At 72.6% G+C, this 23,491-nt stretch carries 21 protein-coding genes; 16 read left to right on the top strand and 5 right to left on the bottom strand.

Annotated elements, in window-relative coordinates; translation table 11 throughout:
* The first annotated feature begins 23 nt into the window (after window positions 1–23).
* The 6 genes from ACIHCX_RS17620 to ACIHCX_RS17595 all read left to right on the top strand — a co-directional run bounded on the left by ACIHCX_RS17620 (window position 24) and on the right by ACIHCX_RS17595 (window position 9,814).
* Window positions 24–395 carry a TraR/DksA family transcriptional regulator gene (locus ACIHCX_RS17620; RefSeq protein WP_400030267.1) on the top strand — a complete coding sequence of 124 codons (372 nt, stop codon included), beginning with the start codon at window positions 24–26 and terminating at the stop codon, window positions 393–395.
* Window positions 392–1,216, top strand: coding sequence for a rod shape-determining protein (locus tag ACIHCX_RS17615; RefSeq protein WP_400030265.1), 825 nt, complete (start codon window positions 392–394; stop codon window positions 1,214–1,216). Before ACIHCX_RS17620 ends, ACIHCX_RS17615 begins: the two co-directional genes overlap by 4 nt.
* A 150-nt stretch (window positions 1,217–1,366) precedes the next feature.
* Window positions 1,367–2,020 (top strand): hypothetical protein, encoded by a 654-nt coding sequence (locus tag ACIHCX_RS17610; protein WP_400030263.1) that lies wholly within the window; start codon window positions 1,367–1,369, stop codon window positions 2,018–2,020.
* Between the two features lie 436 nt (window positions 2,021–2,456).
* Complete coding sequence (locus ACIHCX_RS17605; protein WP_400030261.1) at window positions 2,457–4,556, top strand: SPFH domain-containing protein; 2,100 nt, start codon at window positions 2,457–2,459, stop codon at window positions 4,554–4,556.
* 171 nt (window positions 4,557–4,727) lie between these two features.
* Entirely contained in the window at window positions 4,728–9,641 is a 4,914-nt protein-coding gene (locus ACIHCX_RS17600) for a DNA repair ATPase (RefSeq protein ID WP_400030259.1), read from the top strand.
* Between the two features lie 5 nt (window positions 9,642–9,646).
* Window positions 9,647–9,814, top strand: coding sequence for a hypothetical protein (locus ACIHCX_RS17595; protein WP_400030257.1), 168 nt, complete (start codon window positions 9,647–9,649; stop codon window positions 9,812–9,814).
* A gap of 24 nt (window positions 9,815–9,838) precedes the next feature.
* Here ACIHCX_RS17595 and ACIHCX_RS17590 read toward each other — a convergent pair whose 3' ends face one another.
* Window positions 9,839–10,105: a GlsB/YeaQ/YmgE family stress response membrane protein gene (locus tag ACIHCX_RS17590; RefSeq protein WP_400030255.1), complete on the bottom strand. Its 267-nt coding sequence runs from the start codon at window positions 10,103–10,105 to the stop codon at window positions 9,839–9,841.
* Between the two features lie 210 nt (window positions 10,106–10,315).
* Here ACIHCX_RS17590 and ACIHCX_RS17585 point away from each other — a divergent pair, with 210 nt between their 5' ends.
* Window positions 10,316–11,467: a TerD family protein gene (locus ACIHCX_RS17585; protein WP_400030253.1), complete on the top strand. Its 1,152-nt coding sequence runs from the start codon at window positions 10,316–10,318 to the stop codon at window positions 11,465–11,467.
* 43 nt (window positions 11,468–11,510) lie between these two features.
* Entirely contained in the window at window positions 11,511–12,185 is a 675-nt protein-coding gene (locus ACIHCX_RS17580; protein ID WP_400030251.1) for a transglycosylase SLT domain-containing protein, read from the top strand.
* A 175-nt stretch (window positions 12,186–12,360) separates the two neighbouring features.
* Here the strand turns inward: ACIHCX_RS17580 and ACIHCX_RS17575 are convergent, their stop codons facing one another.
* The 3 genes from ACIHCX_RS17575 to ACIHCX_RS17565 all read right to left on the bottom strand — a co-directional run bounded on the left by ACIHCX_RS17575 (window position 12,361) and on the right by ACIHCX_RS17565 (window position 15,349).
* Window positions 12,361–13,044 carry a phosphatase PAP2 family protein gene (locus tag ACIHCX_RS17575; RefSeq protein WP_400030249.1) on the bottom strand — a complete coding sequence of 228 codons (684 nt, stop codon included), beginning with the start codon at window positions 13,042–13,044 and terminating at the stop codon, window positions 12,361–12,363.
* Window positions 13,045–13,616: 572 nt separating this feature from the next.
* Window positions 13,617–14,495 (bottom strand): hypothetical protein, encoded by an 879-nt coding sequence (locus tag ACIHCX_RS17570; RefSeq protein WP_400030247.1) that lies wholly within the window; start codon window positions 14,493–14,495, stop codon window positions 13,617–13,619.
* Window positions 14,496–14,716: 221 nt separating this feature from the next.
* Entirely contained in the window at window positions 14,717–15,349 is a 633-nt protein-coding gene (locus ACIHCX_RS17565; protein ID WP_400030245.1) for a TetR/AcrR family transcriptional regulator, read from the bottom strand.
* A 78-nt stretch (window positions 15,350–15,427) separates the two neighbouring features.
* Here ACIHCX_RS17565 and ACIHCX_RS17560 point away from each other — a divergent pair, with 78 nt between their 5' ends.
* The 7 genes from ACIHCX_RS17560 (at window position 15,428) to ACIHCX_RS17530 (ending at window position 20,542) form a co-directional block, all read left to right on the top strand.
* Window positions 15,428–16,084: a peroxiredoxin-like family protein gene (locus ACIHCX_RS17560; RefSeq protein ID WP_400030243.1), complete on the top strand. Its 657-nt coding sequence runs from the start codon at window positions 15,428–15,430 to the stop codon at window positions 16,082–16,084.
* A complete protein-coding gene (locus ACIHCX_RS17555) occupies window positions 16,081–16,449 on the top strand; it encodes a YrdB family protein (protein WP_400030241.1) in 369 nt (122 codons plus the stop codon). Before ACIHCX_RS17560 ends, ACIHCX_RS17555 begins: the two co-directional genes overlap by 4 nt.
* Window positions 16,450–16,622: 173 nt before the next feature.
* Window positions 16,623–17,453 (top strand): hypothetical protein, encoded by an 831-nt coding sequence (locus ACIHCX_RS17550; RefSeq protein WP_400030815.1) that lies wholly within the window; start codon window positions 16,623–16,625, stop codon window positions 17,451–17,453.
* On the top strand, window positions 17,450–17,863 hold the full coding sequence (locus ACIHCX_RS17545) for a winged helix-turn-helix domain-containing protein (RefSeq protein ID WP_400030239.1): 414 nt from the start codon (window positions 17,450–17,452) through the stop codon (window positions 17,861–17,863). The genes ACIHCX_RS17550 and ACIHCX_RS17545 overlap by 4 nt, the downstream gene beginning before the upstream one ends.
* A gap of 145 nt (window positions 17,864–18,008) precedes the next feature.
* Window positions 18,009–18,557: a SigE family RNA polymerase sigma factor gene (locus ACIHCX_RS17540; RefSeq protein ID WP_400030237.1), complete on the top strand. Its 549-nt coding sequence runs from the start codon at window positions 18,009–18,011 to the stop codon at window positions 18,555–18,557.
* The gene (locus tag ACIHCX_RS17535; RefSeq protein WP_400030235.1) at window positions 18,554–19,492 is read left to right on the top strand and encodes a hypothetical protein; all 939 of its coding nucleotides are present in this window, start codon (window positions 18,554–18,556) and stop codon (window positions 19,490–19,492) included. Before ACIHCX_RS17540 ends, ACIHCX_RS17535 begins: the two co-directional genes overlap by 4 nt.
* 324 nt (window positions 19,493–19,816) lie before the next feature.
* On the top strand, window positions 19,817–20,542 hold the full coding sequence (locus tag ACIHCX_RS17530) for a dienelactone hydrolase family protein (RefSeq protein ID WP_400030233.1): 726 nt from the start codon (window positions 19,817–19,819) through the stop codon (window positions 20,540–20,542).
* A 156-nt stretch (window positions 20,543–20,698) separates the two neighbouring features.
* On the opposite strand, the gene ACIHCX_RS17525 is transcribed toward ACIHCX_RS17530, so the two are convergent.
* Window positions 20,699–22,864 (bottom strand): PQQ-binding-like beta-propeller repeat protein, encoded by a 2,166-nt coding sequence (locus tag ACIHCX_RS17525; RefSeq protein WP_400030231.1) that lies wholly within the window; start codon window positions 22,862–22,864, stop codon window positions 20,699–20,701.
* A gap of 258 nt (window positions 22,865–23,122) precedes the next feature.
* Here ACIHCX_RS17525 and ACIHCX_RS17520 point away from each other — a divergent pair, with 258 nt between their 5' ends.
* Complete coding sequence (locus ACIHCX_RS17520) at window positions 23,123–23,329, top strand: hypothetical protein (protein ID WP_400030229.1); 207 nt, start codon at window positions 23,123–23,125, stop codon at window positions 23,327–23,329.
* Window positions 23,330–23,491 lie beyond the last annotated feature (162 nt).

Below are 23,491 nucleotides of genomic sequence, written 5' to 3'. Positions count from 1 at the left end.
TTCCGCCCTGCCCGAGGGGTGAAATGGTGAACCACCAGATCATCGACGACCGCGACACGTCCCTGACGGTCGAGGACCTCGCCGTGCTCCGCGCGAACCTCGACGAGCAGCGGCTGTTCCGTCAGGAGCAGCTGGAGCAGATCTCGGCCGCCGCGACGTCCCGCGCGGACGCCCTGCTCCAGCGGCAGGCCTCGCAGGTGGAGGTCCGCGTCAAGCTCGCGGCCTCCGCCCGCATGGTCCTCGCCGACGTCGAGGCGGCCCTGGAGCGTATGGACGACGGCAGCTACGGCGTCTGCCACCTGTGCCGGAGTCCCATCGCACGGGAACGGCTGGAGATCGTGCCGCAGGCCCGCTACTGCGCGCGCTGCCAGCAGGTCAGGGAGGCCGGGCGGTGAGCGTGACCCAGCGTTCGCGTGCGGCCGCGGCCGCCCGGCACCGGTCGTGGCCGCTGGGGCGGCAGGGCTGGGGCGTCGCCCTCGACATGGGCAGCGCCCGTACCCGCGCCTGGGTCGCCGGGCGGGGTCTCGTCCTGGACGTTCCCACGGTGACGTTCCCCGGCTCCGGGGCGGTGTATCCGATCCAGCGCGGCACGATCATCGACACCGCGGGCACGGCCCGGATGCTCGACCGCCTGCTCGGCAACCGCCTGCCCCGCTTCACCCGCCCCCTGGTCGTCCTCACCGCCCCCGTACTGGACGGGGTGGCCTTCCGGAACGAGGCCCGTACGGCGGTGGAGGTGCTGCGGCCGCGCGGGGTGCTGACCGTTCCCAGCGCGCGGGCCGTCGCCCTGGCCGCGGGCGCGGACCTGTCCCGCCCGCTGCTCGTGGTGGACATCGGCGCGCATCTGACCGAGGTGGTGCTGTTGTCGGAGGGCGCCGTCGTCGACGCGCGCCGCACCGCGCTGGGCACCAGCGACCTCGACTCCGCCTCGCCGGTGCAGATCTGCGAGGCGGTGGCCACGATGGTGACCGCGATGCTGCGCCAGGACCGTACGTCGCTCACCGTGGACGCGCTGCGCCGGGGCGCGCTGCTGGCCGGCGGGGGCGCCCTGCGCCCGGAGATCACCTACCACCTCACGGGCAGACTGCACGCGCCCCTCAAGGCCGTGGCGGCGCCGCACACCGCCGCCGTCCGCGGTGCCGCCACCCTGCTGCGCGACGCGCACGACCACCCCGACGGCCCGGCGGGCGAGTCCTTCGAGCCGCCCGCCTTCTAGACCAGCCCCCGTCCCCACCGCACCAGCGCCACGGATCCCACGAAGCCCACCAGGTCCGCGGGCCCACTGGGCCCACGAGGACACGGGCCCACGGGCCTACGAGGGCCAGGGCCCACGAGGCCCACGAGGACACGGAAGGAGGGCCGCAGCATGGCCGGCGGCATCCCTCGGGCACAGCCGCCCCCCGAAGGACTGTTCCCCGACGAACCGCTCCCCGACGAACTCCCCAGCCGCGTGCTCTGGCGCCTGCGGCGCAACCCGCTGCGCCGCCCGAGCGACCTGCTCCAGGCCTGGATCGGCCTCGGCGTCCTGCTGGCGGTACTGGCCGCCACGCCCGTGGCGGTGTTCCTCGTCGGCGACACCGCCCTGCGCCACTACGAGCGGGCGGCCGAGCACCAGGACAGGACGCGGCGCCAGACCACCGCGGTCCTCCTGCACGACGCACCCCGCCATCCCGAACCGGGCTCCGCGGAGGAGAGGAACACCCGCTACCCGGTACCGGTCCGCTTCACCGACCCGGGCGGGCTCGCCCGCACCGCCAGGACCCATGTCGAGCCCGGTCTGCCCGCGGGCAGCTCCGTCGACGTATGGGCCGACACCGACGGGCGGCTCACCGAGCCGCCCCTGACCAGCGCTCAGGTCCGCGGCCACAGCACGGGCTGGGCGGCCCTCGCCGCCCTGACCGTCCCGGTCGCCGGCGCCGGGGCGTACGGCGCCGCCTGCCTGCTGCTCCGCCGCCGCAACCTGGCCGCCTGGGACAGCGCCTGGGCCCGCACGGCCCCCCGCTGGACGCCCTCCTCGTGATCTCCTCGCGGTCCCGTGGCGCCGACGGGTGCGGACCGCGCCGCCCTGTACCCGGTACGGCCCGTGAAGGCGGAGGCACGTTCCGGCCCCGGACTCCCGATCTTGACGCTGCACTGTCAGATCACCGGCATGGAAGCCCCATCGAACGCTGCCGGAAACCGGCAATGTGCGCGGCGGACCTGATCGGGCATCATGTCGCCAGGGGAGCACCGCGGACGGTTCCGGTGCCGGGCACCGGCAGATGTCCGGTTCCGGAACCGGCAGGGGGAAGTACCGCCGCCCGGTGTGCCGCAGGGGGAAGAGGGGGCTCGACGATGTTGCGGCGCATCCGCCGCCCGCTGCCCGGCGCCTGAGCCGCCGGGACACGGCGGGGGGCCGGACCCGGCCACCCGCTCTCTCCTTTACTCACCGTTCCTTACCGTCAAGGACGTATGCCATGGAACTCATCGGCGCACTCGTCGCGGCCTGCCTGCTCGTCGTGGTCCTCGTGCTGTTCTTCTTCTCCCGGCTGTTCCGGAAGGTGGAGCAGGGCAAGGCCCTGATCGTCTCCAAGATGCGCAAGGTCGACGTGACCTTCACCGGCCAGGTCGTCCTGCCGGTGCTGCACAAGGCCGAGGTCATGGACATCTCGGTGAAGGCCATCGAGATCACCCGCACCGGCCGCGAGGGACTCATCTGCCGGGACAACATCCGCGCCGACATCCGCATCACGTTCTTCGTGCGGGTCAACAAGACCGTCGAGGACGTCGTCAGGGTCGCCCAGGCCGTCGGGACCACCCGCGCCAGTGACCGGGACACGTTGCAGGAGCTGTTCCACGCCAAGTTCTCCGAGGCGCTGAAGACCGTCGGCAAGCAGATGGACTTCACCGACCTCTACACCAAGCGCGAGGAACTGCGGTTCCAGATCATCGAGGTCATCGGTGTCGACCTGAACGGCTACCACCTCGAGGACGCGGCGATCGACTACCTGGAGCAGACGCCGCTGACCCAGCTCGACCCGGGCAACGTCCTCGACGCCCAGGGCATCCGGAAGATCACCGAGCTGACGGCCGTGGAGCACGTGCGCACCAACGAGGCGCAGCGCACCGAACAGAAGGAGATCACCCGGCAGAACGTCGACGCGCGCGAGGCCATCCTGGAGCTGGAGCGCCGTCAGGCCGACGCCGAGATCAAGCAGAAGCGGGAGATCGAGACCTCCCGCGCCCGCGAGGAGGCCGAGACCGCCCGCGTGATGGAGGAGGAGCGGCTGCGCGCGCAGAGCGCCTTCCTGCGCACCGAGGAGGAGCTGGGCGTCCAGCGCGAGAACCAGGCCCGTGAGGTCGCGGTCGCCGCGAAGAACCGCGAGCGGGTCATCGCCATCGAGAACGAGCGCATCGAGAAGGACCGCCTCCTGGAGGTCATCGCCCGGGAGCGGGAGACCCAGCTCACCCGGATCTCCGCCGACAAGGAGGTCGAGGCGGAGAAGCGGGAGATCGCCGAGGTCGTCCGCGAGCGGGTCGCGGTGGACCGTACGGTCGCCGAGCAGGAGGAGTCCATCAAGAAGCTGCGCGCCGTGGAGGAGGCGGAGCGCGAGCGCCAGGCCGTGATCATCGCCGCCGAGGCGGAGGCGCAGGAGAAGCTGGTCAAGGACATCAAGGCCGCCGAGGCAGCCGAGCAGGCCGCCACCCACCGCGCGGCCGAGGAACTGACGCTGGCCGAGGCCCGGTTGAAGACCGCCGACCTCGACGCCCGCGCCAAGCTGCGCATGGCGGAGGCCGTCAAGGCCGAGGCCGCCGCGGAGGGGCTGGCCGCCGTCCAGGTCCGCGAGCAGGAGGCCGAGGTCATCGAGAAGGCCGGCCGCGCCGAGGCCGAGGCGCTGCAGGCCCGGCTGCGTGCGGAGGCCGAGGGCGCTCAGGCCAAGGCGCTGGCCGAGGCCCAGGGCACCGAGGCGCTGCTGCGCGCGGAGGCCGAGGGCGCCCAGGCCAAGGCGCTGGCCGAGGCCGCCGCGATCGGCGAGAAGCTGAAGGCCGAGGCGGCGGGCCTGACCGAGAAGGCGGCCGCGATGGCCGCCCTGGACGAGGCCTCCCGCGAGCACGAGGAGTACCGGCTGCGGCTCCAAGCGGAGAAGGAGATCCGGCTGGCCGGCCTGGAGGCGCAGCGGCAGGTCGCCGAGGCGCAGGCCACGGTCCTCGCGACCGGCCTGGAGCACGCCGACATCGACATCGTCGGCGGTGAGTCGGTCTTCTTCGACCGCCTGATGAGCGCGATCTCGTTCGGCAAGGGCGTCGACGGGTTCGTGGAGAACTCCCGTACCGCGCAGGCCCTGGCCGCGCCCTGGCTGGACGGCTCGTCGAGCTTCACCGACGACCTCGGCCGGATCTTCGGCCAGTTGGGCTCGGCCGACGTCAAGAACCTGACGGTCTCGGCGCTGCTGATGAAGATGATGCAGTCGGGCGGTACGAACGCCGGTCAGCTCCAGCAACTCCTCGACCGCGCGGGTGAGCTGGGCATCGCCGACACCCCGCTCACCGCCCTCAACGGCACCGCCCGGGTCTGACGACCCGCGGGACAGGCCCCAAGCCGCAGCCAGAGGACGGCGGTTGGGGGCCGGTCCCGCGGACCACGCCGACAGCGGCGGGGCCGAAAGCCCCGCCGGCGGGGCCCGGCCCGATCCACCGGACCGGCCGGGCCCCGGGCCCGCACCTCTTCGTGAAGGGACGCACCACCCATGGCCACCGCCCTGGAGACGGGTTCGTACGACTCCGTGGACACCGGAACGTACGAGGTGCTGCGCGACCGGCTGACCGCGCAGGCCGCCGAGCTCGCCCGCGGTGCCGAGCGACTCAACGCCCGACGGGCCGAGGAGTTCGGCGCCACGCGCCTGGACCTCACCGGCACCGGCCGGCTGCGCACCGAGCACCCCAGCGTGCCGTGCGACGTCGTGGCCGTCGGCGACCGCCTGCTGTTCGGTTACCACAGCAACCGGACCGAGCCCGAGGTCGGCGACGTCCTCGCACTGTACGACCGGGAGGTGAACCGGCTGCCCGAGGACGCGGTGCCCGGACTCCTCGACGACCCCGCCTTCGTGCGGGAGTTCGGGGCCCTGCACCGCTACTACCGGCAGGCCCGGCTGCTGAGCCTGCGCCGCGTGGAGGGCCGGCTCCTCGCCGTCTTCCGGACCGGCGAGAAGGCCGGCGACATCCGGGTACTGCGCTGGACGATCACGTCCGACGGCCGGGCCGAGTTCCTGGACGGGCGCGGCGAACGCGACCATGTGCCGCCGCCCTCCCACGACTTCGAGTGGACGGCGACCGGCCGCGAGGACCAAGTGCCGGGCCGCCACCCGCACGTCTCCGTGCGCGGCGAGATCTTTGTGTCCACCGTCGGCGGACACCTCACCGTCAAGACGGAGGACGACACCGAGACCGGCGAGGGCATCCACAGTGAGCCGGTCGACGAGCCGCTCCAGGCCCTCGCCGACGCCGACATCGCCTACGCGAGCGTGGGCCCGCTGATCCTGCTGCGGATCCGTCCCTACAAGGAACAGGCCCACCGCCACCTCGTCTTCCACCCCCTCACCAGGACCGTGGTCCGCCTCGACGGCATCGGGCAGGCCTGCCGCCGCCTGCCCGACGACCAGGGCATCGTGTTCCCCGGGGGCTACTGCCTGGCCACCGGCGCCCACAAGACCTACGAACTGGACAGCTCAGGGCTTGAGTTCGAGCGCGAGGTGCGTTCCCCCTACGGCGAGGACGTGCTGTACGCCTTCCACGCGCCGGACGGGGGACGCAGCCTGCTGCTGTCGTACAACACCATCCGCGAGGAGGTCGCCACCCCGCTGTCCTGCCACGGCTGGGCGCTGTTCGACGACGGCACGCTGACGGCGCTGCGCACGGACCCCTCGGCCGGACCCGACGAGCCGGGCCGCGTGCACCCCCTCCAGCTGTGGAGCTCCCCCTACGTCTCCGACACCCACGCCGGCACCACGGGCACCGGGCCCCTCGGGCGGATCGGCAACGCCGACCTCGTACGCGGCATCTCCGACTGCCTGTCCATCGGCCGCGCCGTCGCCGAGACCACGCCGACCGTCGAGGTGTACGAGGCACTGGCCGCCGCCTGCGTCCGCGCCCTCGACACCCACCACTGGCTGGGCGAGGAGGAACTGGGGGACCTGCGCACCCCGCTGGACGCCGTACGGGCCACCGCCGAGCAGGTGCTGGAGGAGTTCCGCACCGTCCAGACCCTGACCCGGCAGGCCGCCGACGCGCTCGAGGCGGTCGCGGGCCGGCTCGCCGCGGTGGTGCGCCGGCTGCGCGGCGAGGCACCGCGCGGCGCCGCCGCCTGGGTCGGCGGCCTGAGCGAACTGAGGCAGGCCCAGGGCCACCTGCTGACCCTGAAGGAGATGCGGTACGCCGACACCGCCCGCATCGACGAACTCGCCGCCGAGGCAGAGGCCGACCTCGCCACCTTCGGGCAGCGGGCGGTCGCCTTCCTGGCCCGCGAGGACGCCTTCGCCGACCACCACGAGGAAGTCGAACGCCTCGCCGCCGAGGCCGAGTCGATCGGCAGCGTCGCCGAGGCGGCACCGGTCGCCGACCGGCTCGACGACCTCGCCGGCACGCTGCGCACGGTCACCGAGGTCGTCGCCGGCCTCGACATCGGCGACGCCACCGTGCGCACCTCCGTCCTGGAACGCATCGCCGAGGTGCTGGGCGGCGTCAACCGCGCCCGCGCCCTGCTCGACGCCCGCCGCCGTGAACTGCGCGACCAGGAGGGCCGCGCCGAGTTCGCGGCCGAGTTCGCGCTGCTCGGCCAGGCCGTCACCGGCGCGCTCGCGGCCGCGGACGATCCGGACGCCTGCGACGAGCAACTCGCGTCCATGCTGGTGCGGCTGGAGAACCTGGAGTCCCGCTTCGCGGAGTTCGACGACTTCCTCGGCGAGCTGGCCGACAAGCGCACCGAGATCTACGAGGCCTTCTCCGGCCGCAGGCAGGGCCTCCTGGACGCCCGCGCCCGCCGCGCCGAACAGCTCGCCGCCTCGGCGAGCCGGGTGCTGGAGACGATCGCCCGGCGCGCGGCCACCCTCGCCGACACCGACGCCGTCAGCACGTTCTTCGCCTCCGACCCGCTGGTCGCCAAGACCCGCCGCACCGCCGAGGAACTGCGTGAACTCGGCGACCCGGTACGGGCCGAGGAGCTGGACGGCCGGCTGAAGTCCGCCCGCCAGGAGGCGGCCCGCGCGCTGCGCGACCGCACCGACCTGTACGCCGACGGCGGCCGTACCCTCCGCCTGGGCACCCACCGCTTCGCCGTCACCACCCGGCCGCTCGACCTCACCCTGGTCCCGCACGGCGACGGCCTCGCCTTCGCCCTGTCCGGCACCGACTACCGCGCCCCGGTCACCGACCCGGACTTCGCGGACACCCGCCCGTACTGGGACCGGCGGCTGCCGTCCGAGTCGCCCGAGGTCTACCGCGCCGAACACCTCGCCTCCCGGCTGCTGCGCGAGCACGGCGCGGCCACCCTGGGGGAGGCCGACCTGCCGGCCCTGGTGCGTCGGGCCGCGGAGGAGGCGTACGACGAGGGCTACGAGCGCGGCGTCCACGACCACGACGCGACGGCGATCCTCACCGCCCTGCTCCCCCTGTACGAGCAGGCCGGCCCGCTGCGCCACGAACCCGCCGCGCGGGCCGCCGCCCAGCTGTTCTGGGCGCACGGCACCACCGCCGAGGCCCGCACGGCCTGGTCCCGCCGAGCGGCCTCCCTGGCCCGCGCCCGCGCCACCTTCGGCCCGTCCCCCGCCATCGGCGAACTCATCACGGAACTCGCGACGTCCCTGGAAACCTGGCCGCCGCCCACCGCCGGTCCCGCCCCCCTTTGTGCGGGCGACCTCGCGCACGCCGCCGCGGTGTATCTGTTCGAGGAGCTGACCAGCGGTCCCGGCGGGTTCGTCATCAGTGCCGCCACCCGCACCCTGCTCGACAAGTTCCGGCGGACTGTGGGCAGTTCCGCCTACGACGAGGACCTGGCCGCGCTCGACGACCTCGCCGCGCGCCGCCAGCTGGCCGGGGCGTGGCTGTCGGCGTACGTCACCTCCACCGGCACCGAGATCACCGCCGGGGGCCTGGCCGAGGCGGTGGCCGCCGAGCTGTGCCCGGACCTGCCCCGCTACGAGTCCGAGGTCTCCCCGGTGACCACGGTCGAGGGCCTGCTCGGCGCCCACCCCCGCATCGAGGGCCGCTCCCTGACCCTGCGGATCGACGAGTTCCTGGCCCGCACCGAGCGCTTCGAGGCGCGGGAGGCACCCGCCTTCCGCGCCTACCAGCGCCGCCGCACCGCCCTGGTCGACGCCGAGCGCGGCCGGCTGCGCCTGGACGACCACCGTCCGCGCTCCATGGCGGCGTTCGTCCGCAACCGGCTCATCGACGAGGTCTACCTGCCCCTCGTCGGCGACAGCCTCGCCCGCCAGCTCGGCACCGCGGGCGAGACCAAGCGCACCGACACCGGCGGCCTGCTGCTGCTCGTCTCGCCGCCCGGCTACGGCAAGACCACGCTGATGGAGTACGTCGCCGACCGCCTCGGCCTGATGCTGGTCAAGATCAGCGGCCCGGCGCTCGGCCACAACGTCACCTCGCTGGACCCCGCCGAGGCCCCGAACGCCACCGCCCGCCAGGAGATCGAGAAGATCAACTTCGCGCTGGCGGCGGGCAACAACACCCTGCTGCTCCTGGACGACATCCAGCACACGTCCCCGGAACTGCTGCAGAAGTTCATCCCGCTGTGCGACGCCACCCGCCGCGTCGAGGGCGTCTGGAACGGCGAGGCGCGCACCTACGACCTGCGCGGCAAGCGGTTCGCGGTGTGCATGACCGGCAACCCGTACACCGAGTCGGGCGAGCGCTTCCGCGTCCCCGACATGCTTGCCAACCGCGCCGACGTCTGGAACCTCGGCGACGTCCTGACCGGCAAGGAGGACGTCTTCGCGCTCAGCTTCCTGGAGAACGCGCTCACCGCGAACCCGGCGCTGGCGCCGCTGGCCGGCCGCGACCGCGGCGACCTCGACCTCTTCCTCCGGCTCGCGGGCCACGACCCCGCGGCCCGCGCCGACCGGCTCGTGCACCCCTACGCGCCGGCCGAGGTGGAGCAGATCGTGTCCGTGCTGCGCCATCTGCTCAGCGCGCGCGAGACGGTCCTCGCGGTCAACGCCGCCTACATCGCCTCCGCCGCCCAGTCCGACGCGACGCGCACCGAGCCGCCGTTCCGGCTCCAGGGCTCCTACCGCACCATGAACAAGATCGCCCAGCGGCTGCGGCCCGTCATGAACGACGCCGAACTGTCCGCCGTCCTCGACGACCACTTCACCGCCGAGGCGCAGACCCTCACCACAGGAGCCGAGGCCAACCTGCTGAAACTGGCCGAACTGCGCGGCACCCTGACCCCGCAACGCGCCACTCGCTGGGCCGAGCTGAAGGCGGCCCACGTCCGTGCCCAGACCCTCGGCGACCCGGCCGGGGACCCCCTCACACGCGCGACCGCGGCCCTGGCCCTGCTGGCCGACCGGATGGGTGCCATCGAGGCCGCCCTCCTCGGCCGTACCACCTCCCGGGCCCGGCACGCGGCCGAGCACGCAAAGGAGGAGTGACGACGATGGAGACGATGACGGCGGTCACCGCGGCGATGGCGGTGATGACGCCCTTCCTGGTGCCGCTCAGCACCGCCGCGCTGATCGTGGCGGCCAGCACGACCGTCCTGGTCCGCCGCGACCGCCGCCGGGCCCACGCCTACCGGTGCCCGTCACCGGCCGAGGAGGAGTGAACGGCTCTCGGCCGGTGCGCGGGATCAGCGGCGCGAGTTGCCGAACAGGAGGCGGTAGCCGATGAGCAGCACGAGCGAGCCGCCGATGGCCGCACCCCAGGTGTAGAGGTCGAAGAAGTTGTTCTCCACGGGCCGGTCGAAGAACCGGGCGGAGAGCCAGCCGCCCACGAACGCGCCCGCGATGCCGATGAGAGTGGTGCCGATGATGCCGCCCGGGTCCCGCCCCGGCAGCAGGATCTTGGCGATGGCCCCGGCTAGCAGTCCGAGGATGATCCAGCCGATGATGCCCATGTCGTCTGACCTCCAGGAGTGTTGGTTGCCGGATCGCATGGTTCCGGACGCCTGCTATGGCCAGGACGCGAGGTAGGGCACCCTTGGTTGCCTGGCAGGTCCGCATCCAGCCACATATTTTCATTGTTGCGCAACCTCGGAACTGCCGAGGAGGCCAGGTGCGTTGACCCCCATGGACACGGGGGACCGGAAAAGCTGCGGAGGAGTTCGATGAGTGTGCCCTTGGCCAAGGGCGGCAACGTCTCGCTGAGCAAGCAGGCTCCCGGCCTGACGGCGGTCACGGTCGGGCTGGGCTGGCAGGCGGGTACCGGATACGAGCTGGACGCCAGCGCGCTGTTGTGCGACGCGTCCGGAAAAGTGCTGTCCGACCGGCACTTCGTCTTCTTCAACAACCTGAGCAGCCCCGACGGTTCGGTCCGCCACAGCGGTGGCGGCGGCCCCGTCGGCGGCGACGACCAGCGGATCGACGTCGACCTGACGCGCGTGCCCGCCGAGGTCACCAAGGTCGTCTTCCCGGTCTCGCTCTACGAGGGAGCCGCCCGCGGGCAGACCTTCGGTCAGGTGCGGCGCGCCCACATCCGCGTGCTCGACCAGGACAGCGGCGCCGAGCTGGCCCGGTACGACCTGGTGGCCGACGGACTGGCCGGTGAGACGGCGCTGGTCTTCGGCGAGCTGTACCGGCACGGCGCGGAGTGGAAGTTCCGGGCGGTCGGCCAGGGGTACGCCTCGGGCCTCGCCGGCATCGCCACCGACTACGGCGTGGACGTCCTGAAGGAGACCGCCGCCCCGGTCCCGGGCCCGGTCCCGTCCGACCCGTCCCTGGGCGCGGGAGGGTACGGCCCGACCCCACCGGCCCCTGTGCCGCCTGGGCCGCCCGCGCCCGCCGTCACGGTGACACCGACGCCGACCCTGGTGTCCCCCCAGCCGCCGACCGTCGCCGTACCACCGCACCCCACGAGGAGCCCCGACATGACCTGCTTCTTCGACCCCGGCCACGGCCCCGGCACGACGAGCGTCAGCTGGTACCCGCAGTGGGGCGTGCCGCGGCCGGTCCAGGCGTGCGCCGAGTGCGCGCAGCGGGTCCAGACCACCGCGCCGCCGTTCTACACCCCGCCCCAGCCGCCGAGCCCGGGGTATCCCCAGGCCCAGCAGGGCTATCCGCAACAGGGTTATCCCCAGCAGGGGTACCCGCAGCAGGGCTACCCGGCTCCCCAGGGCGACCAGCAGCAGGGCGGCCGCCGCTTCGGCACCGGCGCGCTCATCGGAGCCGGCGCGGCCGGCCTGGTCGGCGGGGCCCTCCTCAACGAGGCATTCGACGACGACGAGCCGGACGTGGTGATCAACAACTACTACGAGGAGTGAGCGGCTCCCGCGGAGCCCGGGAGCGCGGCGGAGAGGGTGGGACATGACCGATACCCGGTCGCGGCGGCGCTGGCCGGCGGTGGTGGCTCTGGCCGCCGTCTGCTACGTCGCCGTGCGCGCGGTCGGCGGGCTGCCCGCCGGTTCCACTCCCCGGCCCGCACCGTCGGTCCACACCTCGGCCCCGGCCCCGCCCACCGGCCCGGCACACCCCTCCGCGACGGCGACCGCGGGACCGTACGACCCGGCCGACCACGCCGCCCAGGTGCGCCGCCGGGCCGGTCAGGCGGGCGTCGGCGCCCAGCTGCTGATGGCGATCCTCTACAACGAGTCGTACAAGCCCCACGAGCCCGACTTCGAACGGGCCTGGCAGAAGTACAAGCCGGACGCCGCCTTCGGTATCGCCAACATGCACCGGGCGACCTTCGACGCCACCAAGAAGGACCGTGACTTCGCGAACCGCTCCTGGAACGAGCTGCCCGACGACCGCGACCTCGCCATCGAGGCCGCGGCCTGGTACCTGCACGACCTCGCGGCCGTGCTGCCCGCCCACTGGACGGCCCCGTACAGCAGGGACGACCTGCTGGCCCTCGGCTACAACACCGGCCAGGGCAACATGCTCGCCTTCGCCCGCGGGGCCACCCCCGGCAGCCAGGCCCAGTCCTACCTCGACAAGCTCCACGAGAACTGGGCCAAGGCCGGCCGGGCGGTCCGGCCCTGAGCCGGTTGCGGCGCTGGGGTCTTTCGTTTGGATCAGGCCGGATCAGGGAGCGGGGTCTGGTGCCGTGCATCGCAAGGCGGAGGAGGGCGGCAGGGCGGAGCCCTGCCAACCGACGACAACGCGGCGAGGCGCGGTGCCAGGGCCCGCGAGCCCGGCCTGATCCAAACGAGAGGCCCTAGATCCGGGCCCGCGCCGCAGCCCGGCCCGAGCGTGCCGTCGGGCGGGCCCGCTTCGCGGTCCGTGCGACGAGCAGCGGGCCCAGGGGCCCGGCGCTCAGCCGTTCCACCAGCGGCGGGGCGAAACGGCGTGCGGTCAGTACGACGACCAGGGTGACGACGGTCCCCACCAGCGCGCCGACGCCGACGTCATGCGGGTAGTGGGCGCCGACGTAGACGCGCGAGGCCCCCATCGCCACGGCCGCGAGCAGCGCGATGGACCCCAGCCACCGGTTGATGACGAGCAGGGCCACCGCGAACGCGAAGGCGACCGTGGTGTGGTTGCTGGGGAAGGCGTAGTCGTCGACCGGAGGACACGCCTCGATGAGGAAGTCGTGCGGGAGGGCCCGGCAGGGGCGCGGCTCCTCGAAGACGTTCTTGATCCCGCTGTTGACGACGTACGAAAGGACCACGGCGAACGGTGTGGCCAGGACGGCGGCCATGACCGTGTTCCCCTGGCGCCGGGCGCGCCACCAGGCCATCAGCAGGAAGAGCGCGAACAGGCCCATGCCGAGGTCGGAGAAGAGCGCGGCGGGCTCGTTCAGCCAGTGCGTGTCCCGAGCGAAGTTGGTGACGTCGGTGTAGAGGCCGCCGTCGATGGCCGCGCCGTCGAGCCCCGTGGCGGGCGGGGAGGAAGTCGTCATCAGGTGGATCTCCGGGCCATGGGTCCACGTGCGTGAGCGCTCCGGGGAACGCGTGTGAACACACGCGGACGCAGATGTGGAACCCTCGTGAAGCCGGGCCGTCCGAGGGATGAACGTCTACAGATTGGTAGACGGTAGCAGGAGGGGAACGGGTTGCTTCAGGCGCCGTCGTCTTGCTCCCGGGCCGCTCACGGCCTCTCGAAGGCGGGCGGTCGTGGCCAAGGGGGCCCTGAGGGTTCGCCGCCCTCCACCCCGGCCCGCGCGGCAGCGCCACGACCAGGCGATCTGCGGGGAGCGCGCCGGCGGCGGCTCATACGGTCGCCGGCCGACCAGGCGCTTGCGCAGAGGCGGACCCGCCACGGGGGGTGCGAACGAGTCCGCCCCTGCACGATGCCGCCCGCGTACCTCCCCCCGGAGAGCAGGCGGCCTGACCCCGCCCGGGGTCACTAGATACAGCGCGCCGCGAGCGCGGACTGTCACGGGTGCCGGTGCACTGACACGAGGTCAACACAACTGTGCAGTAAGGGACTCGATGCGGTCACGAGATGCGTCACCACCCGCACTCCGCGCGGTCACGCCCCGGGGTGCCCGCTCTTCTTCCCGGCCGGGTCGCTGTTCGACTGACCGTTCTTTTCGCCGGGGCCGCCTCCGCCACCGGGACCACTCGTGTTGCCGGGGTCGCTGGCCGCGTCGGAGTCACTCGCGTTGCCGGAGCCGCTGCCCTTGCTCGTGTTGCCCGCGTTGCCTGGGTTGCCCGCGTTGCTCGTTTTGCCCGCCTCGGTCCGCGACAGCTGGTCGGCGCAGTAGGCGTCGACGTTGTCCTCGCCCCCGGCGGCCTCGATGAACCGCTTCCAGGCCGTCGACTCCAGCGCCTTGCCCCTGCCCTTCACCGACGCGTACGCGCGGCAGTGGGCCTGGATGTCCTTGGCCGTGGGCGGGCGGTCCCGGGTGGCGGAGGGGGCGGGCGTCGGGGAGGCGGGCTGGGACGGTGCGGCGTCGGCGGGTGCCGTGGTCGCCGAGGGCGACGGGTCGGGCGACGGGGCCCGGGGAGCGGTGGGCGACGGGTGCGGCCGCACCCGACCGTGGTCCCCCGCCTCCCCGCCGGTTCTCGGTGAGCCGATCGCCGCGATCGCCACGCCGCTGAACGTCAGGGCGGCGAACAGGACGGCGACGGCAGCCCGCACCGAGCGGCGCCCCGGGACGCGCCGCGGCCGCCAGTCGTCCCGCCGCCGCGCTCGTGCCTGATGGTGGACGCCTTCCTCCCGGGCGGCCCGGAAAGCGGCCATGGCCCGCTCCTCGGCCGAGGCGTCGAGGGCCTCGGCGCGCAGGGTACGACGGAGCACGGGTTCCAGCGCGGTGGCGCGGATGTCGTCGTCGGCACCGGGCCCGCGGCCGCCCGTGTCGGCGCGTCGGCGGTTTACGCCCCCGGCGTCGCTGTGTCGGTCGCCCATACCCGTGTCCATCCCATGCGGTTGCTACTCGTTCGCTCTACGGATCCGACGCCCTCGCTGCTCATTCCGACTGCCTCAGCGTATGGAGGCTCCTTCCCGTCACACCCGGCCGCGCGCGGACCGGTGGACGGGACGGGGCATGGCGCGCTCAGGGACGGGCGCGCGGCTCACGCGCCGTCGATCTGCCGCCGATCTGCCGTCGGGCTGTCGTCGGGCCGCCTTCAGGCGTCGAGGCCGTCTATACCCTCGATGCCGTCCAGGAGCAGGGTGAGTCCTCCCAGGAACTCCTGGTCGGCGCCGACGTTCCGGGCGTGCCGGGCGGTCTCCGTCATGTGCGGGAACTCGGCGGGCGGCAGCTCGGTGATGGCCACGGTGCCCGGACCGGACAGGGCCCCGAGGTGTTCGAGCTGGATGGCGCCGATGACGTAACTGAGCAGGCCCCGCAGGGCGACGACCCGCCGTTCGCCCTCGACGCCCGCCTCGGTGAGGACGGCGAGCACGGCCTCCGACCAGCGCAGCACTCCGAGCGAGTGGTGCCGGTGGGTGATGGTGAGCGGGACGATCGCCGGATGGGCCGCCACGGCGTCGCGCAGGCGCCGCACCATGACCACGATCCGCTCGCGCCACGGCATGCCGGGGTCCGGCGGCTCGACGTCCACGCCGGCGAGTACGAGCTCGACGACGAGCCGTTCCAGTTCCTCGCGGTCGTCCACGTACCGGTAGAGCCCCATGGTGCTCATGCCGAGCTCCTTGGCGACGGCGCGCATCGACAGTCCGGTGGGCCCGTCCCGGTCGATGACGGCCAGGGCGGCGGCGGCCGGCTGGTCCTGCGTGAGGGAACGTGGGCGTGGCATGGCGGTTGACAGCGTACGGCATACGCCTACGCTGGTAAGCGTATGCCGTACGCTTACGGAGGGGAGCCCGTCGTGCGCATGTCCCGCAGCCAGGTGAGGCCCGGTTCCACCGTCCACGACCGGCAGCTCACCGCCGTCTCCGGCGACCGGGTCGCCGTCCCTGATCCCGACAGGCTGATCCACCTCCAGTTCCGGCGGTTCGCCGGCTGCCCGGTCTGCAACCTGCACCTGCGCTCGGTGGTGCGGCGGCACGGGGAGATCGAGGCCGTCGGTGTCCGCGAGGTCGTGGTCTTCCACTCGCCCGCCGACGAACTGCTGCCCCACACCACCGAGCTCCCGTTCGCCGTCGTCGCCGACCCGGCCAGGCGGCTGTACGCGGAGTTCGGCGTGGAACGCTCGCCCCGCGCCCTGCTCGACCCGCGGGCCTGGTGGCCGATCCTCCGGGCGGTCCTGAGCGGCCTGCGGGAGGTCGCCCGCGGGCGGGAGCACCTGCCGTCCGCCAGTCCGCACGGCGGACGGACCGGCCTGCCCGCCGACTTCCTCGTCGCACCCGACGGCCGGGTCCTCGCCGCCAAGTACGGTGAGCATGTCTATGACCAGTGGTCGGTCGACGAACTGCTGCAACTGGCGGCCGCGCACGTGACGAAGACGGCGAAGGCGGCGAAGACGGCGACGACAACAGAGACGACAGAGGCGACAGAGGCGACAGAGGCGACGGAGGGCGACTCCCGGTGATACTTCCCGGCCCCCTGCACGTGATCAATGAGGGACTGGCGTTCCTCCTGGAGGTGCTGGCCCTGGCTGTCCTCGCCTGGTGGGGCTGGCAGAGCGCGGACCACGCGGCCGCGCGTCTCCTCCTCGCCGTCGCCGCTCCCGCGGCGGCGGCCGTCGTGTGGGGCCTGTTCGCCGCCCCGAAGGCCCGGGTGGCACTGCCGGTGCTGGGCGTCCTGGCCGTGAAGGCGCTGGTGTTCGGCGCCGCGGTGGCCGCCCTGTACGCCGTCGGCCGGCACCGGTGGGCCGCCGTCTTCGCCGTCGTGGTCGGGGTCAACACCGTCCTGGCCACCCTGGACCGGAACGCTCTGATGCACCGCGGATCCTGACCCGTCGCCCACGTCCGGGAAGCGCGCCGCCGACGGTGCAGGGAGGCGTGTCGGTCGCCGCGGCCACATACTCTTGTGCGCCATGTACTTTGCATTGCAGAGTTATGGGGCCGGGTGACCGACCGGCGGCCCGGTGCTGTGCGAGGCGCGACCACAAGGGGGACATCGTGGGAATGGAAACACCGTCGCTGAGCAGCGCGGGAGCCGAACCGAGGGCGCGCGCGGCCGGCCTGCTGGCCGCGACGGAAGGCCTGCGGGCCCGTGCCCGCGCGCAGATGAACGGCTCGTGGGTCTCCCTCCTCGGCTTCGGCCTTCTCGCGCTGGCAGCGGCTCCGATGGCCCGGTACGCCTTCAACTTCGGAGCCCACGGCCGGAACGTCGGCTCCTATCCGGCCTTCGCCTACGCCGAGTTGACCGGCCTGTGCGTCGTCCATGAACCGGGAACCCCCTGTCTGAGGGGCGAGTTCGACGGCGCTGTCCTGCGCTTCACCGCCTGGGGCGTGTGGTTCGTGCTCATCCCCCTGGCCTGGTTCGTCTTCGCCCGCTGGTACCGCCTGCGCGGCGAGGCCCGCGGCATCGTCCCCCGCCGGGGCGTGTGGGTCGGCACGACCGCCGTCACCACCGTGATGATCACGGGCGCCCTGACGGCCCTGCTCTTCGCCAGGTACCAGCCCTGGCAGGTCGATCTGCTGGAGAACAGCTACGCCTCCCCCTGGTACCTGGTCGGCATCGGACTGCTCGCCCTCGGGATGGCCGAACGCAGCTGGATCGCCGCGGCCGCCGGCATCGCTCACGCCCTGCTGCTCACGGCCTACCTCGGTGCCTCCTGGGGCACCGGATGGCTGCCCTGGCGGCTTCCCGCCCACCCCGGCTGGAGCGACGGACCGCAGGCGAAGGCGCTCCTGCTCGCCGCCGTCCTGCTGCTCGCCGGCCTGGTCGACTGGGCGGTGGCTCGCCCTCGCGCCACGGCCGGCTCCGCCGACGCCGGTACGGTTGCCTCATGAGTGTCGGGGACTCGACCACTGCGCGGGCTGAACAGGAGGGACTCCATCCGACCCAGTCGCTGGACGACACCGTGCACCAGCGTGTGCGGCTCGGCATCCTCGCCATCGCGAGGGAGGCCAACCGTGTCGAGTTCGGCTTCCTGAAGAAGCAACTCGCCGTCACCGACGGAAATCTCTCCCGGCACCTGAGGGTGCTGGAGGAGTCCGGGCTGATCACCCTGGAGAAGGGCTACGCCGGCCGGCGCCCCCGCACCTGGATCGCCCTCACCCGAGCCGGCGCACAGGCACTGGACGCCGAACTCCGCGCCCTGCGCGCCCTGGTCCTGCGCCTGGAGGCCCCGCTGCCCGCCCCCGGCCCGCCGGACAGCCTGGAGGCCCCCCGCCCCGCCCCCGGCCCGCCCGACATCTGACCCGGGCTACGTGTTTCCAAGGGGCTCGGACGCATCCTCGACGGCGGCGGCCGGCGCGGTCACGGCCACCTGACCGACGCGCCACCGGATCCCGGGCAACCGAATCCGCCGAAACGGTGGTCTGGAGGGCGAGGGAGGGTGCTTGATGCAGGCCAAACAGGAGGCCGAGTTCCAGGAGTTCGTCAGAGCGCGGTGGTCCCATCTCGTGCGGACCGCGTATCTGCTCACCGGTGATGTGCACCATGCCGAGGACCTGACACAGACGGCGCTGGCCAAGGCGTACCGCTCATGGCGGGGCGTCTCGCGCAGCACCAGTCCGGAGGCGTACGTCCGGCGGATCCTGGTCAACTGCAACAGCGACCGGTTCCGCAAACGGCGGGTCAGGGAGGCGCTGACCGCGACGCCGCCGGACGCGGCCGGGCGCGACGAGGCCGTCGCACGGGCCGACGAGCGCAGCGCCCTGCTCGCGGCGCTGGCCGGGCTGCCGCCGAAGCAGCGGGCGGTGATCGTCATGCGCTACTGGGAGGACCTTCCCGAGGCCGAGGTCGCCGAGATCCTCGGCTGCTCACCCGGCACGGTCAAGAGCCAGGCGTCCAAGGCGCTGGCGAAGTTGCGTACACATCCGGGGCTCACACAGGTCGTGGACGAACCTGTCCGCAGCCGAGTGCCGTCCGGGCAGAGAGGCAGCAAGTGAACGAGGAGCAGAACCAGCAGGAGGCAGTAGCCGGCGAGGACTTCGAGGAGCAGCTGCGCGAACTGCTCGCCGAGGACGCGAACACGATCCGGCCCGCGCCGGCCCCGTATCCGGTGATCCGCCGCCGGGGCACGGTCGAACGGCGGCGCCGGGTGGCGGCCGGGGCCGCGCTGGTGACCTTGGCGGCGGTGCCCGTGGGGGCGTACGCGCTGGCCGGCGGCGACGCGGGCGGGAACACGGTGGCATCGAAGCCGTCGGTCAGCGCCACGCCGCGGACGTCGCCGGCACCGTCTCCGTCGCCGGAGCCCGCGCGGCCGGCCACGGAGGGCCAGCTCCTCGACGGAATCACCTTCGGGCAGGCCGCCGACGGGCTGAAGAAGTGCCTCGCCGACGCCGCCGACCATCCGCTCACCAGCCCCTCGTCCGACTTCCGTCCGGACCTGGGCGTGGTGGAGGAGTACCGGATCATCCTGGCGATGAACAGCACCGGCGACTCCAACGCGCCCGGCGACGGCATCTTCGTCGTCGCGGTGAAGGAGCAGCCGAAGCCGACCCGGCTGATCTGCAACCTGAAGAACGGTGAGGCCTCCGGCCTCAACACCAGCATGGGCTACGACGATCCGTCGGACGCCGCCCCGGTGCGGGCGGACGACAACGGCGGCAAGCTCTACCAGCAGAGCATCCTCGACCACGGCAACTGGAAGCTGCCGTTCCGATGGGGTGTCATCGGCACCGTCGAGCCGTCGGTGGCCCGGGTGACCGTCTCCTACGGCGGCGCCACCAGCCAGGCCGTCCTGGACCACGGCTGGTTCGTCGCCTCCGGCGTCCTGGACCGGCAGGTCACCGCGGCCCCGCGGATCAGGGGCTACGACGCCGACAGCAAGCTCGTCTACGACTCCGACCAGGACAAGTACTACGAGAAGCAGGTGCCGTAGCACCACCCGCCCGGGGGCGCCACACAGGGGATGGCGCCCCCGGACACCGGGCTCCCCCTCCGCTCTCCCGTCCGCGCTGCCAGCATGTCCAGCTGACTCTCACCTCACGTACCGCTGTGGTGGCGCGACAAGAAGGCGGAGCCCGCGTGAAAATCCGTTTGGCGGACCACGGCGGCCACTGCTACGTTTCCGGAGGCCGTGCGAGAGAACGAGGAGGTGGTACCCGTGAACACAGTATCGACATGGGTGCTCTCCTCCGGGGTCACGGTCGGGCGATAGGTCGTCCGGGAGCGCCGTTCAAGAGCCCTCCCGAAAGGCACGACCATGCACTTCACTTCTGAACAGCGCCTCGACGACGGCGTCCTCGAACGCGAGTTCACCCTCGGCGAGATCCCCGGCACCCTGTGGACGCCTGAATCCGCCGCACCGGCCCCGCTGATCCTGATGGCCCACAACAACGGCCTGCCCAAGCGGGAGCCCCGGCTGGTGGCCCGGGCCCGGCACTACGCGGCGTACGGCTACGCGGTGGCCGCCATCGACGCCTTCGGGTGCGGTGACCGGCCCCGTTCCGCCGCCGACGAGCAGGCCCGCGTCGACCTCCGCCGGGCGATGCGGGCCGGCGAGCCGGTCGATGAGATCTTCGAGTCCTTCATCGGCCCGCTGGTCGAAAACGCGGTCCCGGAATGGCGGACCACCCTGGACGCCCTCCTTGCGCTGCCCGAGATCGGCGGCGGCCCGGTCGGGTACTCGGGGTGGACCGCCGTCGGCATTCGGCTGGCGGTCCTCGAGCCGCGCATCGCGGCCGCCGGTTTCTTCGCCGGCGGTTACGTGCCCCGCGCCCAGCGCGAGGAGGCCCGGCAGGTCACCGTTCCACTGCTGTTCCTGCTGCAGTGGGACGACGAAGGGAACCCCCGGCAGCGGGCCCTGGACCTGTTCGACGCCTTCGGCACCAAGGAGAAGACGCTGCACGCCAATCTCGGCGGGCACACCGGCACCCCGTGGTTCGAGTTGGAGGACGGGGCCCGGTTCTTCGACCGACACCTGAAGTAAGGCCGGGCCGCCAGGCCGGCAGCAGACTGCGGGCCCCCGCCGACTCGGATCCTGTCGGTTGATTCCGCCCCGCTGGACTTGGTCCGGCGGGGCGGAGCGCCGCGAGGGGTGGCACGCGCGTGCGAGCAGGAGCTGTAGAAGGGGCGTTGCGACTGCTCAGGCGGGCCCGTCCGGGCTTCGGGAGAAGGCCGTGTCGCCGGCCATGGCCACGATCGCGTCCTTGACGAGCAGCACTTGCGGCGGGTAGCTCTGCGCTTTGTCCCCGGGGTCGTCCAGTGCGGAGGTGCGCCAGACCTCCGCTCCGGTGCGACTGTCCAGTGCCAGCAGACGGCCGAAGCGGTTGGAGAAATAGACCCGCTTGTACGTCGCCGACACCGCGGGCACGGACAGGCTCTCCACGTCCGTGACCTGCTGCCAGAGTTGTTTGCCGCTGTCCGCCGACACCGCGGTGACCGACCCGTCGGACCGGACGAAGTAGACGACGCCGTTCGCAAGGGTGGCCGCGCCGGTCAGCGGGTGTGCCAGTGGTATCCGTCTGACCTGCCCGGTTTCCGGGGCCACCCGCAGCAGCGCGTTGTACGGCCGTTCGTACCCGGCTTCGTACACGTCCTTCGCGGTCTGGGGGGCGAGGAACAGCGGCTGCCCGCCGACGGCGCCGAGCGCTTCCGCCTTCTTGGGCAGTGTGGCGCTTTCGGCCAGGCTGCCGGGTCCGAGCTTCATCAGATCCACCGGGGCCTGGCCGGGCTCGGTGCCCTCCGAACACAGGGCGTAAGGGGCGCCTCCCAGCGCCGACGGAATGCAGTACTCGTCGAGTGAAGGCGCCCGCCACAGCTCCTTGCCGGACGGTCCATAGGCCACGAACCACGAGGAGTCGGGAGACAGGGTCAGCAGTCCGCCGTCGTACAGGACCGCCTTCTCGGCCCGGTTGATGTCGCGTTGCCACCGCCGGTGCCCGGTACCGGCGTCGAGAGCCACCACCCGCCTGGTCTCGTCGTCCGGGTCCTCGTACATGTAGACCAGCCCGTCACGAACGCCGATCGGCTCCACCCCCTGAGGCCGGGTGCCGGTCCGCCACAGGGTGCGCCCGGAGGCCGCGTCGATCCTGGCGGCCGTGAATCCCGTACCGCCGCAGAACAGGGCGCTTCCCTCCGCCACACATCCGGGGCTGCCGTAGTCGAGAGGGACACGCTTCACGTCGTACCGCAGCTTCGTGCGCCACGGCCGCCAGCCGTCGGGCAGTGAGGCGGCACGGGCCGTGGCGGTGGCGTCGGTGGCGGCGGTGGTGTCCGGAGCGAACACGAAGACACCCACCCCGATGCACAGCCCCGTGACGGCCAGCGCCGCGCCGAGGCCGGTGAGCAGCAGCCGTGCGCGTCGGCGCTTGTCGGTGCCGGTGCCGGTGCCGGTGCTGGTGCCGGTCGCGGCACCCACGGAGGTGGTGGCCGCGCTTCGCGAAGTGGGGCGACGCCGGGGTTGCGCGGACTGCCCGGTCTCAGGGAACCCGGTGGCATCGGCTTCCGGCAGCGCCTGGAGCATGCGGTGGAGGTCCGTCAGGTCCGGCCGTGCGGCCGGGTCCTTGTCCAGGCAGCGCTCGACGATGGCCAGCAGCGCTTCGGGCACCCCGCCCAGGTCCGGGGTCCCGTGCACCACCTGATAGCCGGTGATGTACGGGCTGTCGGCGTCGAACGGTCCCGTGCCGACGGCCGCGAACACCAGCAGCGACCCCAGCGAGAACACGTCCGAGGCCGGGGTGACGTCTCGGGGGGAGGACAGTTGTTCCGGCGACATGAAGGGCGGAGTGCCGATCATCCGTCCGGTCGCGGTGAGGTTCTGGCTGTCGGAAGCGCGCGATATGCCGAAGTCGATGACGCGCGGCCCGTCCTCGGTCATCAGGACGTTGCCCGGTTTGAGGTCCCGGTGCACCAGGCCCACCCGGTGGATGTCGCGCAGCGCCTCGGTGAGCCCCAGCCCCAGCGCGCGCAGTTCCCGCTGGTTCAGCGGGCCGTCGTTCTTGACGACTTCGGCGAGGTTGAGCCCCGGCACGTAGAGCGTCGCCATCCACGGCCGGTCGGCGTCCGGGTCGGCATCCACGACAGGCGCGGTGAAGGCGCCGCTCACTCTGCGCGCTGCCACGATCTCCTGCCGGAAGCGCGTCCGGAACTCCTCCTCCTGGGCATACGGCCCGTGCACGAGCTTGACCGCGACCTGCCGTCCCGAGGCGGAGACTCCCAGATAGACGACTCCCATGCCGCCCGCCCCGAGCCGACCGAGAAGGGTGTACCCGCCTATGAACTCCGGGTCCCCGCTGCTCAGGGGCGTCATCGCCGATCATCCTTCCCAGCGCCTGCCTGCCTCACGGGGATCAGACTAGGGCCTGCCCCTCCGGAAACGGAGCCGCGCCTGTCACGCATCGGTTTCCCCGTGCCCCGAGCCGTGCGCTGGGTCATCCGTCCAGACGAGGCCTCAACTCCTGCCAGTACGGCACTGTCACCCGAATGGCGCAACATGACGTGCCGCCCACATGAGTGAAAGTCAGGCTGACTAGTGCCCCAACCGAGGCAACCGTGAAAGGGGAACCACATGCGCATTCGACGAATCCTCGTCGCCGCCATCGCCACGGCAGGCCTCGCCGGACTCGGCCTCGCAGGCGCCGCCACCGCCACCGCCGCCGCACAGGGTGCCTCCTCCTACGTCACCCCTTCTGAGTGCAAGCAGGGCGGCGGAACGCCCGATCTGGCGGACAACCTCTGCAAGGGCGGTACGCACAACGGGGAGAAGATCGACTAACCCCCACAAGGCGCCCCGCGGTCACGCGCCGCGGGGCGCTGCCGCGGCACGTCAGTGATGCCACGCGTTGCCCCATTCCCTGAAATCGACGCGACACTTTCGGCCCCAGATTGAGACGATGCCCGGCGGCACGACGTCGGTGGTCTCCGACGGGACGAAAGG

This window comes from Streptomyces sp. NPDC052043 (assembly GCF_044548235.1).
Taxonomy (GTDB): domain Bacteria; phylum Actinomycetota; class Actinomycetes; order Streptomycetales; family Streptomycetaceae; genus Streptomyces.
This window is presented reverse-complemented; position numbering and strand designations above follow the sequence as displayed.